This is a genomic window from Gottschalkia acidurici 9a, assembly GCF_000299355.1.
Classification (GTDB): Bacteria; Bacillota; Clostridia; order Tissierellales; family Gottschalkiaceae; genus Gottschalkia; species Gottschalkia acidurici.
The window spans coordinates 383,736-400,968 of sequence record NC_018664.1 but is presented as its reverse complement, the minus strand read 5'-3'; the positions used below and the strand labels follow the sequence as shown (position 1 = coordinate 400,968).

Genomic DNA, 17,233 nt, shown 5'->3' with positions numbered 1-17,233 from the left:
GTTTAGTAATTTCATCGTCTATGTATTTCTTATGCCATCCGCTATATTTATTTTCTGTGTGTGCCCCATATACCATTGACCTTTTCTCGATTTCGTTTTGTCTCAGAATAATTTTTCAAATGAAAAACTTTGAAAGACTAAAAGCCAATCAAGGTTTCATCAATCTTAATTTTTAAAGACTCAATGGTTTTGATTAATATTTATATCATATACCCTCATCCACATATTTATTTCATCATAGCCTAGAGCTCTTCCCTTAACCCATCGACCATAACTTAAATCATATTCACCACTATAAATACCAATCAAATCTTCTACTTTTAAAATCCATCCATGAGGATAATAATAAGCTACTTTAATGTAATTACCATTTACATCAAATTTATAGTGTGCTTTTTTCTCACCTGTAATTCGGTGTCCATTCTTACTCGTCTTATATTTCTCGATCTATCAAGATGCAGGTTAAGTTATATAATTAAGAAATTATATATAAAAATAGAGAGACATATATGCCTCTCTAAAATTTTCATTCTTTATTTTATTAATGATAGTATTAACTACTTAGAATAATACTCAATAATTAAGTAGTCATTTATAATTATAGGAATGTCGTTTCTATCAGGTATAGATAAAAGTCTGGCTTTTAAATCTTCTTTATCCTTTTCTATATAAGATAAAGTATTTAGGTTGCTTTCAAAGTTTTCTTTGAATAAATCTATTTTCTTAGACTTCTCTTTCATGCTTATCTCGTCACCTGGCTTTACCTCAAATGATGGTCTGTCTACTTTTGATCCGTTTACAAGTATATGTCCATGATTTACCATCTGTCTAGCTTGACGGATAGATGAGGCGAACCCCATTCTGTAAACCATATTATCTAGTCTACATTCTAACAATTTAACTAACTCTTCACCTGATATTCCAGGAGCTTTCATAGCTCTATCTGCATATTTTTTCATCTGTTTTTCCATGACTCCATAATATGCTCTTAGTCTCTGCTTTTCTAAAAGCTGCTCTCCGTAATTTGATAACTTTTTATCTGCTCTACTAGTTCCTCTTCCTGCACGATCCATTGCTTTTGGGTGTCCAATTACATTTAGTCCTAGCCTTCTACATAGCTTAAAACGTGGTCCTTTCATGTTTGCCATACTCATATCTCCTCCATTACTTTCTATTAATTTTTATCAAACTAAGCATCCTACTTTATGATTTAATATATCAATAAATCTATTTTTCAAGAATTTATTATCATATATATTTTCACATGTTTCCTTCCATTGTATTTTTGTCATACCTATGTCTTCTTCCATTATTTCTTCAAAAAAGTTATTCTCTTCTCCTGTAAACACGAACTCGCCTATTTCTGTAGACCTTTGAAAAACTCTAAAGTATAATAATCTATCATCGTATTCTTTCCATTGCTTATTAAATTCTTTTGAGAAGTTTTTAAGTTCTCTTATATTATCAGAATCATCCATTAACCATAATGTTCTTAAATCTTTTATCTGTTCTCTCATGGTCAATATATCAGATTCAGGTCTGTCTTTTTCAACCATTACATTCAAAACTTCATCTACGGTAGCTATAGGAGTTTTAAATCCCTCCGTTTCATTATCAAGCCATGTGAAGAAAGCTGTTGGTAGAAAAACATACTCAATAAATCCTAGCAAAGATTTAATATCTGGATAATATGCCCAACTATTTTTAAATACATCCTTATTTTTATCCATTATGAATGAATATATGAATATAGAATCTTTAGTTAATGATAGATTTTTAAATGAACTATTCCACAAGGGTTGATCTGTTAAGACCATGTTTCCCCAATACCAGTATTCCTTATATTTTGAACTCATTTTTTATCCCCCTACTCAAATAGAATGTAAATGATATTCATTATCTCATAAGGTTAATTTTATTATAATCTAAATGAGATTGTTTATAAAAAATACTGTTGTTTTTTAAGAAAATAATATACTAAAAGCACTATCAAATTAGTAATTCATACTAATATTAATAGTGCTCATATTAACAATTTTAAATACATATATGTTTTGTTATACTGCTAGCTTCCCTTTTTCCAGTTCATATAAACATTGTATAAGATATAGTGCTCCACTAAATCCTACGAAAGGTGTATATGGATAAATATTATGTTTCAAAAGATTTGGATTTGAGATTTGGAACTTTAATTCACTTTTATTCTGAAGCTTTAAAGTACCTCCATCCCCTAGTAGAAGGTATATTTCTTGAGAGTTTAAATATTTTTCTATCTCCATTTCACTTAAATCAAATTCTATTATTTTCTTATATCTTTCAGGTACAGTTTCTTTCACTTTTTTAGAAGTGCTATGCTTAACTATGATTTTTTCAACTAAAAGCCCTATCTCCTCTACAAATGAAGTTAGTCCAACTACTACGTCTAAATCTCCTACTAAAATTACTTTTTTGTTTTTAAGTTCCCTCGTCATCATTTTATAGCTAATCATATTTCTTCTTAGCCTAGATACTTCATCTTTTATATACTGTTCATTTATAATTAAATTATGTTTCTCACTTATATTTGTTATCCAATCCATTGTTCCTTTAAGTCCATAAGGTCTTCCATAGTGATAAGGAATACTATTTGACTTTTCTAATATTTTAGCTCCCTTTATTCCTTCGTTTCTTAAAATTAAGTTTATCTCAGCGCTACCTGCATTTTCTATTTCATCTATTGATGTATATGCTGTAAATGTAGTATTTACATCCATATTAAATGCACATTTCATCATCTTTTTTATTTCCTCTGTATCGGATAAAAAGTTATACATATCTATATTACTTCCTATGATATTATAAGTATTTTTCTTTTTAGTATCACTCGTTCTTACAATTTCTTTGCATAACATTTCAAGTGTTTTCTCTATACCTAAAGAATAATCACCGTTATATCCCCCTGTAGTTATAGGAATTAGCCTTGCATTCACTTTGTCTTCAAGATTAATACATACGTTTTCAATATCTGTCCCTATTATTGCAGATATTGAAGATGCCATTACAAATATTACTTTGGGATTATGATTCTGATCAACTTCTACTATAGCTTTTTCCAATCTTTCAGTTTTTCCAAAAGACACATCCGACTCATCTAAGTCTGTTGTAAATACACTAGCCTTACTTTCTCCATTTAACTGCATCATACCTTCAATAGCAAAGTGAGTAGTTCCAGCTGGGCCAAACTCTACTATATATACTTCATCTATAGAGCTAAGAGTCCATATAGTTCCCATTCTATCTGACGGTTTAGGAAAAAATTTATATAGCTCCATGTTTTATACCTCCCATCGATTTACTCTGTTCTAAACATAGCAATATCTTCTTTATACTAGTCATACATACTTCATATCCTAACCCCTTAGTTGCCTCATCTAATGTTACTTGAACTATACCTCTTCTAGCTAATTCCATAGGGTTTTCATGACCTATATAAAAGTCTGGCTTAAATTCATCATAAAGCTTTCTTAAAGGTGATATATTAGCTATTTTAGTTACGTATGGATTATAATTTCTTGCTCTTATTTCTTCTATATATATTTTATCATTCTCATATAAGTCTCTTGCTTGTATAACTATAGGTTCAATACCTATACTACTTAAAAAGCTTGAAACCTCAAATGCGTTCATAGGAGTATTTCCATACATGAAGGTTTTTCCACTTAACTTTTCTCTAGCTTCTTCAATCATTAATTCAAGTTCTTTTTCTTTTGCCTTCAATCTGTCTGATATATTTATATCGAGAACATTTTGTATCTTTGTATATCCTTCTTTTATCCTTTCCATAGACAAATACTTGTCAAAATATATAAAAGGTATATCAAACTTCTTCTCCATTTCTCTAGCTAAAGGTAGTGCTACAAAATCTGTTACTAAGTTTAGTTCCCCTCTTGGTGCTATTTCTAAACTTTCTATACTTGATTCTGATGGTATTATAGTATTTATTTTTATATTTTCATCTTTTAAAATTTTAAACAATTCTGTCTTTTCTATATCATGCTGTCTATGACCTAGTATATTTATGCTTCCCTTTTCTTTTTGCTGAGGTTCCATTAGGACTATTAGTTCCTCTAGCGCATCTTCCATGCCCACAATATGATTATTGCATTTAAAGTGTTCTGTCTTTACTACTAAAAGTTTAGCATTTATATCGTCCTGTAATAAGTTCTTTATCCCTTCTGTATCTTCACCTATAACTTCTAATACACAAGTTGTTACCATCATTATTGCTTTTGGCTTCATATTCATGTCTATATATTTTATAGCTTCTTTTATCTTTTCTTCACAGCCAAACGTTATATCATGCTTGTTAACAACTAAAGAATAGAAATTATCTTTTCCTTTTTGTCTCAAGTATGCAAAGTCTTTAGAGTAATAAGTGCATTCCTGTGTTCCTAAAACTACGACTACTAAATCTTCTATAAATGATGCTATCATAGTCACACCAAATAATGGACAGTGAGTTCCTGGAAACATTGCATAAGACAATGGTTTAATATCTTCTCTGGTATTTATATCTGTTAATTTTAGTATAGTATTTAAACTACTCATAAGCTTCACGTCCTTCTTCTCTTTTACAAACTTCTATAGGATATATCATAAGCTCACCCTTTATGATATCTTTTCTTATACATGTGTCTACATTATAGACATCCTTTATAAGTTCTCTAGTTAAGACTTTCTCCGGAGAACCTTCTACTACTAAGTTACCTCTTTTAATTACTATAACTTTGTCGCTATATTTAGCAGCGTGGCCTAAGTCATGTAAGACCATAATTACTGTAAGGTTTAAAGTTTTATTCAACTTCCTTATAAGTTCCATTACCTCTAACTGATGGCATATGTCTAGATAAGTGGTAGGCTCATCTAGCAAAAGAATTTTAGGTTTTTGTGCTAAAGCCATCGCTATCCAAACTCTTTGTCTTTCACCACCAGAAAGTGAAGATACCTTCTTATTCTCATATCCTCCTAATGAGGTTTCCTTGATGGCCCAACTTATTATATCTTCATCTTCAGAATTTCTTTTTTCATACCACTTCTTATGAGGTACTCTTCCGTAGTAAATTAACTCTTTCACTGTTATATCTTCTGGGCTTCTATTATACTGTGATAGCGATGCCATTTCTTTAGCTATATCTTTTATGTTCATTTTACTCATATCTCTTTTATCAAAATAAACTAAACCTTCTTTAGCTTTTATGAATCTTGATATAGCTTTTAGTAAAGTAGATTTTCCTGATCCATTAGGCCCTATTATAGATATAACTTCTCCTTTTTCTGCATTAAACGAAAAATCATTTACTATAATTTTCTCTTCATACCCTATGCATAACTTCTCAGCACCTATCATTGCTTTTGCCCCTTTCTTAATAAATATAGGAAGAATGGACCGCCAATTATAGCCATTATTATACCTACAGGCAATTCTATAGGACTTGCAACTGTTCTAGCAAATGTATCTCCTAATACAAGTAATATACTTCCGATTATTATGCTTAAAGGTAGTAAATATTTATAGTCTGAACCTATAAGAAGTCTTGATATATGAGGAACTACAAGACCTACGAATCCTATAATACCTACTAATGATGTAGATACTGCTGCTATAAATACTGCAACTAAAGATATTATTAATCTATACTTACTTATATCTACACCTAAGTTTGTTGCCATTTCATCTCCCAGCTGAAGTATATTAGCCTTTCTTATACAAAGTATGGACAAAATTAGTCCTATAAAACTATATATACTTATAAGCTTTATATCTGCCCAATTCTTTCCACTAATACTTCCGTTTACCCATAAAAGTATCCCTTGTATTTTATCGTTGTATAATATTGACAGAAGGTTTGTACCTCCACCTAGCATAGCATTCACAGCTACACCTGCTAATATTATTCTTACTGGTTTTATACCATCTTTCCAAGCTAGCATATAAACTAGACCACACGCTATTGTACCACCTAAAAATGCAACTAAAGGAACTAAATTAGAATACATTGGGAACATTAACATTACAATTATAGCTGCTAAGCTAGCACCTGATGACACACCTGTTAGTCCTGGATCTGCTAATGGATTTTGCATAACTGATTGAAGTAGTGCTCCGGATACTGCTAAGTTAGCTCCTAATATCATTGAAAGTATGATTCTTGGAAGTCTTATATATAAAATCACATTTTTATCGGGAGTCATTTCACTGCTCTTCATTAAATTTATTATTTCACCTAGAGTATAATCTACGCTTCCAAGTCTAATTGAAAGTACAATTGAAAATATCAATAGCATTATAGAAATACTAATTATTATTATTTTATTCTCGCTTTTTTCCACCAGTTTTGTTGCCATATTAATCTCCTATTTATAAAGTATATCTGCTAGTCTTTCTAAACTTTCACTTGCTCTACTATTTGCAGTTACTCCAAAGTACTCAGGATCTAAGCTATATACTTTATTATTTTTTATTACGTGCATATTTTTCCACAGCCCTTTAGAGAACTCTTTATCAAATGCAGCTTTACTCGCCTCTACTTCCATATGAGTTAAACAAAGTATCATATCAGGATCTAACTTAGCCACTTGCTCTAGACTAAACGGAACGTAAGGTGTAGTTCCCTTTTGGTCAATTTCTTCTGTTATGTTAGTAGCCCCTAGTTTCTCCACTAAACTTCCTACAAAAGAATCTTTAGTTGCTAACATAAAGCTTTCTGTTGTTCCAAATATAACCATGACTTTAGGACTCTTCTTACCTTCTATCTTTTTCATAATTTGCTCTTCTTTTTGCTTCATATCTTTTATAACCTTTTCAGCTTTATCTTCTTTTTCAAATGCTTTTCCTAGTGATTCTATAGTTTTGATTAAATCTTCATAAGAATTATTGTTCATGTATATTATATCTATATCTTTTCCCTTTAATTGTACGTCTAACGATTCCTTTAAAGTTGAATCTGTTACTAACACATTCGTTCCTAATGAAACTATTTTTTCTATATCTGGCTTCATAGACATCCCTATTTCTGTTAGTCCATTATATCTTTCTGGTAAGCCTTTTTTTGTACTAGGAACTCCTACTAATTCTATATCTAGTAAATCTAGTAGTTCTGAGGCCATAACTGTACCTGCTACTATTTTTGCATCTTTAGGTATCTTTAAATTACTAGCTTCACTAGACTCACTTTCTTTCTTTGGTGATGCTGTACTCTGTGTATCTGCTTTACCTGACTTATCTGCGTTTTGTACATTTATACCACAACCTGAAAGTAAAATAGCTGTCGAAAGCATCAATACTAGTATTTTTTCATTTTATCCCTCCATTATTTTTTAGCTAATTCTATATAAATATTTGACATTTCCGAATCAGCAAAAGCCTCTACTACTGTATTTCCTTCATTTTCCGCTTCTTGCACAAGTTTATTTCTAGGTATATAGTGAAATATTCTTGTGTCTATTTCCTTACATAACTTTTCAACTAACTCAACCTCATTTTCTACATTCTTAGCATTTAAAATAAGTCCCTTTAATCTTGCATATCCTCTCTTTTTAAACTGATTTACCGCGCTTGATATATTAGTAGCTGCATACATAGACATCATTTCACCCGATGTAACTACATATACTTCTTCAGCATAGTTATTTCTAATTGGCATAGCAAATCCACCACATACTACATCTCCTAAAACATCATATATAACTATATCTGGTTGATATTCTTCAAAGACTTCTAGCTCTTCCAACTTCTCAAAAGCTGTTATTATTCCTCTACCTGCGCACCCAACTCCAGGAGTAGGTCCTCCCGCTTCTACGCATAAAATATCGTTATAACCCTTAAATACTATATCTTCTATCTCTACATTATCTTCTTTTTCTTTTAGAACATCTAAAACTGTAGGTATGAACTTACCCTTCATAAGGTTCTTAGTGGAGTCAGCTTTAGGATCACAGCCTACTTGCATAACCTTATATCCTAAAGTAGAAAGTGCTGCTGATAAATTAGAAACTGTAGTTGATTTTCCTATACCGCCCTTTCCGTATACTGCTATTTTCTTCATTAGTAAATCTCCCTTCCATGATAATGATTCTCAATATTGTTTATGTATAAAATATATCATTTCTAATATCTATGTTTTTATAAAATCCTTACTTTCTTTTATAATATATTGTGACTGCATATATTTTATAATTTAAATTACACTTTACAGTTTTTTTATGATATAATGATAATTATTATCATTTTCATTTTGAGGTGTATAATATGCTTGATAAAATTCATTTTCCTAAACATAATAGAGATAAGTACTACCATGATCATGACTTTGAAACTAGTTTATTAAATAGTATTTTGAGTGGTGATTCTAATACGAGCTTAAATATATTTAATAAATTTTTTAATAAAAATCGTTTCTGTGATTCGTATGAAAGTCATGACTTAAGATCTGTAAAAAATCATATGATTTCTTTATTATCCGTGATTTGTCATAATGTAATAAAGAAAGGCGTGTCACCATATAGTGCTAAAGCTATGCATCAAGATTCAATAAAGTATATTGAGAAAGCTACTGATATTGGTGGAGTTATTGATTTATGTGGCTACGCAATTGTCGGATTTAGTGTTCAAACTATAACTGGATTAACTAAATTTAAAACTAATAATCCTTATATAAGAAAAGCCCTAAATTACATACATGATAATTTAGGACAACCATTAAGTTTAGATGAGATATCTGATCATGTTCATTTAAATAAATACTATTTCTGTAATTTGTTCAAAGAGGAAATGAAAATGCGTTTCTCAGACTATTTGAATCATACTCGCATAGAAAAAAGTAAGTTCTTTCTTTGTCATTCTCAAAAATCTATTTTAGATATAGCAATCCTTTTAGGCTTTAGTAATCAGGCTTACTTTACATCCGTTTTTAAGAAGTACACAGGAACTACCCCTAAAAACTTTAAACTAAAAATAAGTCTTATTACTAAAAAATAAAATCCTAATATATAATATATTAGGATTTATTTTTTAACTTAGTTCATCTAACAATCTACTTATATTTTTTATAGTAAAAGTATTTTTGTTGTATTCAATCATACCATCTTTTTTATACTGCATTAATATTTTTAGAAACTGCTGGCCTAGTACCATTAAGAAAATCCGCCATTTCCTCTCTATTCATATCTATACTAAACGTATTTGACTTATATCTTTCGAATTCATCAAGTAAGAATGTAGCTACTCGCTTTTTAAGAGATTTAATTCCCATATACTTCATCTTAGTATTTATAAATATGCTATATTCAGCTAATCTTCTCAACATATTAAGATTTACTTTACTTCTATATTTACAACTGGTGCTCTCATCACTTGAAATCTTCTTACCATCTATATATATAATAGTAGTATGTTTTTTAGCTCTAAGTGTATATAGCGAACTCTTTAACCCAGAATAAATTATATCTTCTCCAAAGGTATCGTACTTTTTTAGAACATCTACAATAGCATAATCACCATCTGGCCTATCTTTAGTTACTATTACTTCACCTTCAATAATTATTCCTATTTCCTTTAGTTCATCTCCCTGTAAAATTATAAACTCATTTTTATCATATTCACGTTGATAATATGATAAGCAATTCAATACTTTAGCTATTTCATCACTTTCCATATCTTTAAATAATAATACAGGCTTTAACTTGTGAGCATATTTAAACATACAACCATACACCTCATTATTTAACTAGTATATTAAATGACTTTGAATCTTTCGTTGCATATATTCCATAATTTAAGTTACTTGGTAGAGCTATCAATTCTCCTTCTTTTAGGGTAACTTCTTTTTTCTCGTTTTCTTCATCATATAAAACTTTTAACTCTCCTTCTATTATATAAATAATAGAATCTTCCTCTTGAAATTCTTTACTTATGCTTTCATCTTTTGCGTAAGAAAAAAACCTAATATCTGTACTTTCAGTATTACATATTGCTTTACTTGCAATAGATCCACTACTATTACTAATTATATCATTAATTTTCATTGGGTTGATAGGGCTTATATTTTTAATAACTTTCATCTTAATTATCCTCTCTAACTACTACTAAAAGCATTTTCATATCTTCCTTAGCTGTAACTTGATGCGGAATTCCTGTAGGCATTAAAACTACTTGCCCCTTAGTAGCTTCCTGCACTTCATCCCCTATAGTTACAGTTGCAACTCCTTCATGAATATATATAAGTGCATCTCCATTAGCTGTATGTGGTCCTACGCCCTCACCTTTTCCAAATGCTAGTGCAGTAAGCCCTACTCCTTTTTTCTGAGCTAGAGTTTTAGTTTCTATTTGCCCCTCATTAACACTTACTAAACTATCAAAATCTATTGCTTTTCCCCTTACAATATTTTTTATTAATTCCATATTAATTCCTCCTTAAATATTATTATTAATATCTTTATTTTTCCTCTTTAACTGTTATTTTCTTAAATATATCATGATCTTCTTAAACATTACGTATCCGTGGATACATATTCTAAATATTCTATTAATCTGCCCTTAAGCTTGCAGTTTATACTAAAATAATGAGAAGTCATGGTTAAAATATTTTATTTATCTATAACTTTAATATCTCTTGTCATCTTAATTTATTTTATTGTGCTGTTTTTTATCACCCTAATAATACCATCCAGAATAGCTGCTATTACAACAGCTATTATTGACCATGCAAATACCCCTGATGTATTTAAATTTGCTTTTTCAATATAAAAACTTGTACCTATTGAAACTTTAGGTTGGCTTAGAACTTCTGCTGCTATTATTACCTTTAAATTAAGTCCCATAGCTAATGAAGATCCAGTAATTAAATGAGATTTAATTGATGGAAGATATATATCTTTTACTATTTTTAACTTTCTTATTTTATATAGTCTAGCCATTTCTAATAGTTTTTTATCTATATTTCTTATTCCATGAACAACATTGCTATATAGTATTGGAAATATAACTAAAAATCCAACTAAAATAGGTGCTATTTCTGACTTCAGCCATATAAGTGCAATAAGTATAATAGACATAGTTGGTATAGCTTTGTTTAATAATATTACAGGTCTTAATAAGTAATATATAGGTTTAAAAAAGCCAGCTATCATACCAAGGACTATAGATAAAATAAATGCGAATGAAAATCCTATTACAGTTCTAGTTAATGTATTTATTATTGAAGGTAAAAACTTATCACTTTTAATAATTACTATCATCTCTTTAAATGTGCTTTCTGGAGAAGGAATAATTATTTCCTTCCCCACCCAAATAGATATGACTTTCCATAAAATTAATAGTAACATAACAGAGATAGTGGTAATTGCTATTTCCCTATGCTTTTTATTTTGTATAGTAAAATTCCTCATCTGGTAGTTTTCCTCCTAATAAGTCAGGTGAGTAATCCATTAATATATTGAAGTAAGCTTTTATAGATTCTTTAGCATTAAGAGCATCTACATATTTTATATTTGTTCTTTCTATTCCACTTTCAACTACCTTTGCATTAAGTTCAGTTTCTAACTCTTCACTGTAATTTCCCGCTTGTGTTGGATTTTCATTAGCCCAGTTTATACTGCTTTTAAACTCTTTAAGAAAAGCCTCTACAACTTCTGGATGATTTTCTATAATATCTGATTTTATTATTAAAGATGCTTGTGGATAACCATTTTCCATTTTAGTAGCCTTAGACCACTCTTCTTGAATATCTAATACTACTTTTATATCCTTTTTCTTCATAAGAACTTTTGAAAGCACAGGTTCTGGAATTAGAGATGTTTTGCTTTCACCTGCTATAAGACTAGATGCTAGTTCTGTTCCTCCAGTAAGATATTTTAAACTTACATCTTTTTCAGGATCTATTCCATTTTGCTCCAATAAATACCTAAATACTATATCCGGTGTTAGTCCGCGTCCCATAGTATAAATTTCTTTTCCTTTCAAGTCATCAAAAGTTTTTATATCCTCAACACTTGATAAGTACAATGATCCCCAAACATTAGATGCCACAAGTCTATATGGAAGCCCTTTGTTATAAATAGTAGCTGCTAAATTAGTTGGTACTATTGCTATATCTGCTTCATTTGCCATCAATTTAGAGGACAATACATCTGGTGATTTTATATTTTCATAGTCAATTTCAACATTTTCACCTATCACAGGTTTTTCTTTAAACATTTTTATCATACTTAATGTGGGCGCTCCCTCTGGTGATACTACCTTAATATTAATCTTTTCATTACCATTACTCTTTATTTTAGACTTATCTATTGCTTGTCCAGTTTTTTCAGTATTCTTAGTATTTGTACATCCTCCTAGTATCCCTATTGATAGTACTAGAATTAGTAGTAAGCCAGCAATCTTTTTCATTTTTTATATTCCTCCTCTTTTTGTGTAATAAATATTTCTATTATTTCATTACGAATTCTATTAAGATTTTTATCATTTAGCTTTCTCTCTGTTTGATTAGTGCCTATATTAAAAATCTTTTTTACAGACGTTGGTCTATTAGACAACACCATTATTCTATTTCCTAGAAGTAAGGCTTCATCTATCTCATGCGTTACAAACACTATAGAGTTTTTACTCTTTACCCATATATTTATTAAGTGATTTATCATACTAATTCTTAAGTTATAGTCTAAAGATTTAAAAGGCTCATCCATAAGCAATAGTTCTGAATTATAGTTAAATGCTCTTGCTATGGAACATCTTTGTCTCATTCCTCCACTTAATTCTCTAGGATACTTATTTTCAAATCCTTTTAAATCCATATCATCAATTAAGTTAATTATTTTAGCTTTGTTATCTCCAACTATTTGTATATTTTCATATACCGTTTTCCATGGAATAAGTCTATCCTCTTGAAAAACATATCCTATTTTTTCAGCTTCATTTTTTACAAGTCCTATATCAGGACTAATTAGTCCTGATATAAGATTTAAAATTGTAGATTTTCCACATCCAGAAGGTCCTAGTACACAAAATATCTCTTTTCTATTTACACCAAAGGACATGTCTTTTAATACTTTAATATCACCATAGTCTTTATATACTCTATCCATTACTAAAACCAATTTATCACTCCTTATGTCTATATATAATACATAAAAGACTCTACTTTCATTTCATCACTCTTATTTTTATTTCCGTCGAATGTTAAGTTTAGAATTGGTTTTGATTTATCTTGATTAGTTTCTTTTTCAATTATATTTAATATAGTATTTGTGTTCTCATACATAGATGCTAACGTTAAAATCCCATCTATATTCTTTAAATTTCCTAGAGTTTTAGCTTGTCTATATCTACCGTTTCCTCCTGAATACTTCTTTAAATTTTCATCAGCTATACATACTAATTCTTCTAAATCTTTCTCAAATGAAGTCTCTTCTAGTAACATATCCGATATATTACTCATATATAATTTTAATTTATTTAATCTTTGTTCTATAGTTTTTTGTAACGACTTAACCTTTTTATCTTTAGTGTTACTTAAAAAGTCTTTCCATACAAACCACATGTATTCACTCATTGGTGCATATACTACTCTATTTTTCTGGTCTTCAATATCCTTAAGTGTATAGTTACTTAAAAAATCATTAAAAAGTATCATAGGCTCTCCTATTACTAAGATTTTCTTTTTCATTTCTACACTTTTTAAATCTAGATATATTTCTTTTGAAATATCTTTTAAGTTCTCTATACTAAATTTGTTATTATTTATTAAGCTTAATATTTTCTTTAATACTATTTCTCTATTAGATACATCTGATAATCTAACTATATCTCCTGCTATAAATCCTAAGAATATCTTCTCTAAATTCTCTTCACTTTCAAGTATCAAATCTTCTATAAATGGAGATATCACATTTATATTTTCAAATCCTTCTTCATCTAGTTTTGTTCTTACTAGCCTACTATATTGGCGACTCGCTTCTGTTCCTTCAGATGTTGGAATTATGAAGTTTATATTTTCACTTGAATTTAATTCTCTTATTTTTTTAAATACATCTCCTAACATGCTTGTAAGTGAAAGGTACTCTTTAGTTATAGTAAACTCTCTACCTATCTCAATAGATTTTTCATCTGTCATAGGTAATATCTTAGTATCTATACCTTCTTTAACTAAAATCTCTTTAAAAATATCAGAGTAAGGATACATATATGGTATAAAAGCTAAGTCTTCCTCTTTTATATTGTTTAAGTTATTATGCATATTAACTTCTTTGTGAGCTACCATGTCTGAATAAACCTTTAAGCTCTTTGCCTTTTCACTACTAGCTTTTTCAGTGCCTATACTATTAATAAATGCCTCTACTCTAGTTATTACTCCTACACTTGAAGAATGTTCATCTACCTCTATAGCTAAATACGGTTTTTCTTTCATCTCTTCTTTGAAGTAGTGTGCTAAGATTGTATCAGGTCCACAACCATGATTCGTTAGATATATAGCATATAGGTTAGGATGCTTGTTCACAATTTGAGCACCTGACAATATATGTTGTCCGAAAGGCCAGTACATATTAGGATGTTCTTTAGATGTATCATGATCATGTGCCGGTAAGTTTGATAATGTTATCACCTTATATCCCATTTTCATAATTTTTTCTGCTATTCCCATGTTAAGCACTGGATCTATTACACCATAAGCTCTAGTAATTATTACGAAAACTTTTTCATCAGGTTCTAAGTTTTCGATTATTCTATCTCCTATTTTCTCAACACTTTTTTCAAAAGTTTTTAATGCAACCATTCCTTTTTGAATAGCTCTAGCAGTTTGAATGGTTTTTTTATCTAAACTTTTCCCTAAATCTAATAATGTTTTCATCATATATCTTTTGCCAAAGTTGAATGATAGAACTGGAGACAATAGCTTAATTCCTCTTTCTTCAAGTCTCATGGTTTGTTGAACTATTTTGGGTGCTTGTTGCATATATGCACATCCATAGTCTTGTCTAGTAGTTGATACATCATGCTTCATAGTATAAAGACTTGGCAAAAATATATAGTCTACATTTTTACTTATTAGTTCTGCAACGTGTCCATTTATCAATTTCACTGGATAACAAGTTTCATCTAATGAATTTTCTTGACTTAAAGCTACTGTTTTTTCATTAGTTTGATCTGAAAGTATTACGTTAAATCCTAGAGTTTTAAAATATATATTAAACATTGGGAATAGTTTGTGTAAAAATAATACTCTTGGTATCCCTACTGTTTGTTTCTTATCATCTATTATTCCATCATAGTTTTTTAGATATAGTAATTCTGTTTCTTCATATATGTTTGACTCGTTCTTTTTAAGTTCTTTATTAGTATTTTCTTTTATCCAATCGTAGTTTTTATCTATTTTAAATCCTCTAAAACTAGTTTTCCTATCCATCATTTGTTCTTTAGCTAAAATAGCTACCCCTAAAGCACCTGTCACACTGAAGAATGGTGGAACAATCACTTCTTTACCAATTGTTTGTCTAAATGCATTTACTATCCCCTGATTATAAGCAATACCTCCTTGTAAGAATATTTTTTCTCCTATTTTTTTCTGTCCTACTACTCTATTAAGGTAATTTTTAACTATCGAATAGCAAAGACCTGAAACTATATCTTCTATCTCTGCTCCTTTAGCTAGACTAGTAGCTACATTTGTTTCTATAAATACTGTACATCTCTCTCCTAGATTTATAGCAGAATTACTCTTAAGTGATAACTGGCTTAACTCATTTAAAGGAACGTTAAGCTTCTTAGCTTGTTCTTCTATGAATGAACCTGTTCCAGCAGCACATATCTTATTCATTTCAAAATCTGTTATTACTCCATCTTTACAGCTTATATATTTAGAATCTTGGCCACCTATTTCAAATATAGTGTCTACATTTTTATCTATAGTAGTTGCGGCTTTCCCTTGAGCAGTTATTTCATCCTTTATAATGTCTGCCCCTATAAGCTTTCCTACCATATATCTTCCTGAACCTGTAGTTCCTACTCCCGCAACTTTTATTTTATTTTTAAATTCACTTTCTAATTCTTTCAGCCCTTTATTTACTGCTTCAACTGGATCACCTAGTGTTCTTAAATATTTATATGATAGAACTTCATTATTACTATCTATAAGAACTAAATTTGTACTAGTTGAACCTATATCTACTCCTAAGAAACAATCTAATTTATTTTCACTGTTATCTAGAGATTTACATATATGTTTGTTTACACTATCACCATCTCCAAATAGTTTTAGCTTAGGTAATGTATTGATATGTTCTTGTATTTGAACTTTATCTAATTTCTCTATACTTTCTATTATTTGTTCCATACTTATCTTTTTGTTTTCTTTTTTAGCTATTATAGATGCTCCTAAAGATGCTATATTACTAAAGTATTCTGGTACAATTAATTCATCTTCATCTAATACAAGTACGTCTTCTAATGCTCTTATAATACTAGTATTACTCGCAACACCTCCAATAAATAATATAGGTTTCTTAATTGGTAGTTTCTTTATAATAGTTCCTTTATAGTTCTTAATTACAGAGTATGAAAGCCCTAATAATATATCTTCAACCGAAACCCCTTCTTGTTGATGATGTATTATATCTGTTTTAGCAAATACACTACATCTTCCAGCTATTCTTGGTATAGTTTTCGCTCTGTCTGTTAACTTTGAGTAGTCCTCTAGTTTTAGATTTAGTCTATATATTTGTTCTTCTAAAAATGCCCCTGTTCCAGCTGCACAGTTTGAATTTATAGAAAATTTTATTTGTGATTTATCATTCTCACTAAAATCAGTTATATATTTAGCACTTTGTCCACCTATTTCAATAATTGATCCTATATTTTTATCTATATTTAAACTTCCTTCTATAATGGATGTTATCTCATTAACAGCATCTATTTCTTTGCTTTTAGTTAAAATTTCACTTCCGCTTCCTGTTACAGCTCCAAATCCTATATCTTCTCTATCATATTTTAATAGTAAGTCATGGATAGATTTTCTAAATGCTTCTTTTATATTTCCCTTATGAAGTAAGTATTCCTTATACTTAACCTCATTGTTTTTATTTATAAGTGTTAACTTAATAGATGAATAGCCTATATCTATTCCTAAACTGTACACATCTTCACCTCTTTTCAATATTGAATCTCATTATCATTTACTTCTTTCATAGATTATACTATAATATA

16 protein-coding genes are annotated in these 17,233 nt (G+C 29.6%); 1 reads left to right on the top strand and 15 read right to left on the bottom strand.

Translation table 11 applies throughout. The annotated features are described in order from the left end of the window. Nucleotides 1–557: 557 nt before the first annotated feature. From rpsD to CURI_RS01840, 8 genes are all read right to left on the bottom strand, one after another. Nucleotides 558–1,148: a 30S ribosomal protein S4 gene (gene rpsD / locus CURI_RS01875; protein WP_041701374.1), complete on the bottom strand. Its 591-nt coding sequence runs from the start codon at nucleotides 1,146–1,148 to the stop codon at nucleotides 558–560. 36 nt (nucleotides 1,149–1,184) lie between these two features. After that, entirely contained in the window at nucleotides 1,185–1,856 is a 672-nt protein-coding gene (locus CURI_RS01870) for a hypothetical protein (RefSeq protein ID WP_014966586.1), read from the bottom strand. A gap of 201 nt (nucleotides 1,857–2,057) precedes the next feature. Next, nucleotides 2,058–3,311, bottom strand: a complete 1,254-nt coding sequence (locus CURI_RS01865) for a nitrogenase component 1 (RefSeq protein WP_014966585.1) — start codon at nucleotides 3,309–3,311, stop codon at nucleotides 2,058–2,060. Beyond that, complete coding sequence (locus CURI_RS01860; protein WP_014966584.1) at nucleotides 3,298–4,587, bottom strand: nitrogenase component 1; 1,290 nt, start codon at nucleotides 4,585–4,587, stop codon at nucleotides 3,298–3,300. The genes CURI_RS01865 and CURI_RS01860 overlap by 14 nt, the downstream gene beginning before the upstream one ends. Continuing rightward, nucleotides 4,580–5,386 carry an ABC transporter ATP-binding protein gene (locus tag CURI_RS01855; RefSeq protein WP_014966583.1) on the bottom strand — a complete coding sequence of 269 codons (807 nt, stop codon included), beginning with the start codon at nucleotides 5,384–5,386 and terminating at the stop codon, nucleotides 4,580–4,582. Before CURI_RS01855 ends, CURI_RS01860 begins: the two co-directional genes overlap by 8 nt. Further along, nucleotides 5,383–6,384: a FecCD family ABC transporter permease gene (locus CURI_RS01850; RefSeq protein WP_014966582.1), complete on the bottom strand. Its 1,002-nt coding sequence runs from the start codon at nucleotides 6,382–6,384 to the stop codon at nucleotides 5,383–5,385. The genes CURI_RS01855 and CURI_RS01850 overlap by 4 nt, the downstream gene beginning before the upstream one ends. A gap of 9 nt (nucleotides 6,385–6,393) precedes the next feature. Further along, on the bottom strand, nucleotides 6,394–7,317 hold the full coding sequence (locus CURI_RS01845) for an ABC transporter substrate-binding protein (protein ID WP_014966581.1): 924 nt from the start codon (nucleotides 7,315–7,317) through the stop codon (nucleotides 6,394–6,396). Between the two features lie 32 nt (nucleotides 7,318–7,349). Then, the gene (locus CURI_RS01840) at nucleotides 7,350–8,084 is read right to left on the bottom strand and encodes a nucleotide-binding protein (protein ID WP_014966580.1); all 735 of its coding nucleotides are present in this window, start codon (nucleotides 8,082–8,084) and stop codon (nucleotides 7,350–7,352) included. 203 nt (nucleotides 8,085–8,287) lie between these two features. Between CURI_RS01840 and CURI_RS01835 the strand changes: the two genes are divergently transcribed. After that, entirely contained in the window at nucleotides 8,288–9,016 is a 729-nt protein-coding gene (locus CURI_RS01835; protein ID WP_014966579.1) for an AraC family transcriptional regulator, read from the top strand. A 112-nt stretch (nucleotides 9,017–9,128) separates the two neighbouring features. On the opposite strand, the gene CURI_RS01830 is transcribed toward CURI_RS01835, so the two are convergent. The 7 genes from CURI_RS01830 to CURI_RS01800 form a co-directional block, all read right to left on the bottom strand. Further along, nucleotides 9,129–9,740 (bottom strand): Crp/Fnr family transcriptional regulator, encoded by a 612-nt coding sequence (locus CURI_RS01830; protein ID WP_014966578.1) that lies wholly within the window; start codon nucleotides 9,738–9,740, stop codon nucleotides 9,129–9,131. Nucleotides 9,741–9,756: 16 nt separating this feature from the next. After that, a complete protein-coding gene (locus tag CURI_RS01825; protein WP_014966577.1) occupies nucleotides 9,757–10,098 on the bottom strand; it encodes a cupin domain-containing protein in 342 nt (113 codons plus the stop codon). Between the two features lies 1 nt (nucleotide 10,099). Further along, entirely contained in the window at nucleotides 10,100–10,438 is a 339-nt protein-coding gene (locus CURI_RS01820) for a cupin domain-containing protein (RefSeq protein ID WP_014966576.1), read from the bottom strand. A 224-nt stretch (nucleotides 10,439–10,662) separates the two neighbouring features. Beyond that, nucleotides 10,663–11,424, bottom strand: coding sequence for an ABC transporter permease (locus tag CURI_RS01815; RefSeq protein WP_041701371.1), 762 nt, complete (start codon nucleotides 11,422–11,424; stop codon nucleotides 10,663–10,665). After that, complete coding sequence (locus CURI_RS01810; protein WP_014966574.1) at nucleotides 11,399–12,424, bottom strand: ABC transporter substrate-binding protein; 1,026 nt, start codon at nucleotides 12,422–12,424, stop codon at nucleotides 11,399–11,401. Before CURI_RS01810 ends, CURI_RS01815 begins: the two co-directional genes overlap by 26 nt. After that, nucleotides 12,421–13,131, bottom strand: coding sequence for an ABC transporter ATP-binding protein (locus CURI_RS01805; protein ID WP_014966573.1), 711 nt, complete (start codon nucleotides 13,129–13,131; stop codon nucleotides 12,421–12,423). The genes CURI_RS01810 and CURI_RS01805 overlap by 4 nt, the downstream gene beginning before the upstream one ends. Nucleotides 13,132–13,148: 17 nt before the next feature. After that, nucleotides 13,149–17,183, bottom strand: a complete 4,035-nt coding sequence (locus CURI_RS01800) for an acyl-CoA dehydratase activase (RefSeq protein WP_228370441.1) — start codon at nucleotides 17,181–17,183, stop codon at nucleotides 13,149–13,151. Nucleotides 17,184–17,233: the final 50 nt, after the last annotated feature.

Excerpts from the sequence above, each read along its gene's own strand:
- CURI_RS01865 (WP_014966585.1), bottom strand. The coding sequence starts at position 3,311 with ATGGAGCTATATAAATTTTTTCCTAAACCGTCAGATAGAATGGGAACT.
- CURI_RS01850 (WP_014966582.1), bottom strand. The coding sequence starts at position 6,384 with ATGGCAACAAAACTGGTGGAAAAAAGCGAGAATAAAATAATAATAATT.
- CURI_RS01825 (WP_014966577.1), bottom strand. The coding sequence starts at position 10,098 with ATGAAAGTTATTAAAAATATAAGCCCTATCAACCCAATGAAAATTAAT.
- rpsD (WP_041701374.1), bottom strand. The coding sequence starts at position 1,148 with ATGGCAAACATGAAAGGACCACGTTTTAAGCTATGTAGAAGGCTAGGA.
- CURI_RS01835 (WP_014966579.1), top strand. The coding sequence starts at position 8,288 with ATGCTTGATAAAATTCATTTTCCTAAACATAATAGAGATAAGTACTAC.
- CURI_RS01820 (WP_014966576.1), bottom strand. The coding sequence starts at position 10,438 with ATGGAATTAATAAAAAATATTGTAAGGGGAAAAGCAATAGATTTTGAT.
- CURI_RS01810 (WP_014966574.1), bottom strand. The coding sequence starts at position 12,424 with ATGAAAAAGATTGCTGGCTTACTACTAATTCTAGTACTATCAATAGGG.
- CURI_RS01860 (WP_014966584.1), bottom strand. The coding sequence starts at position 4,587 with ATGAGTAGTTTAAATACTATACTAAAATTAACAGATATAAATACCAGA.
- CURI_RS01840 (WP_014966580.1), bottom strand. The coding sequence starts at position 8,084 with ATGAAGAAAATAGCAGTATACGGAAAGGGCGGTATAGGAAAATCAACT.
- CURI_RS01845 (WP_014966581.1), bottom strand. The coding sequence starts at position 7,317 with ATGCTTTCGACAGCTATTTTACTTTCAGGTTGTGGTATAAATGTACAA.
- CURI_RS01830 (WP_014966578.1), bottom strand. The coding sequence starts at position 9,740 with ATGTTTAAATATGCTCACAAGTTAAAGCCTGTATTATTATTTAAAGAT.
- CURI_RS01815 (WP_041701371.1), bottom strand. The coding sequence starts at position 11,424 with ATGAGGAATTTTACTATACAAAATAAAAAGCATAGGGAAATAGCAATT.
- CURI_RS01855 (WP_014966583.1), bottom strand. The coding sequence starts at position 5,386 with ATGATAGGTGCTGAGAAGTTATGCATAGGGTATGAAGAGAAAATTATA.
- CURI_RS01870 (WP_014966586.1), bottom strand. The coding sequence starts at position 1,856 with ATGAGTTCAAAATATAAGGAATACTGGTATTGGGGAAACATGGTCTTA.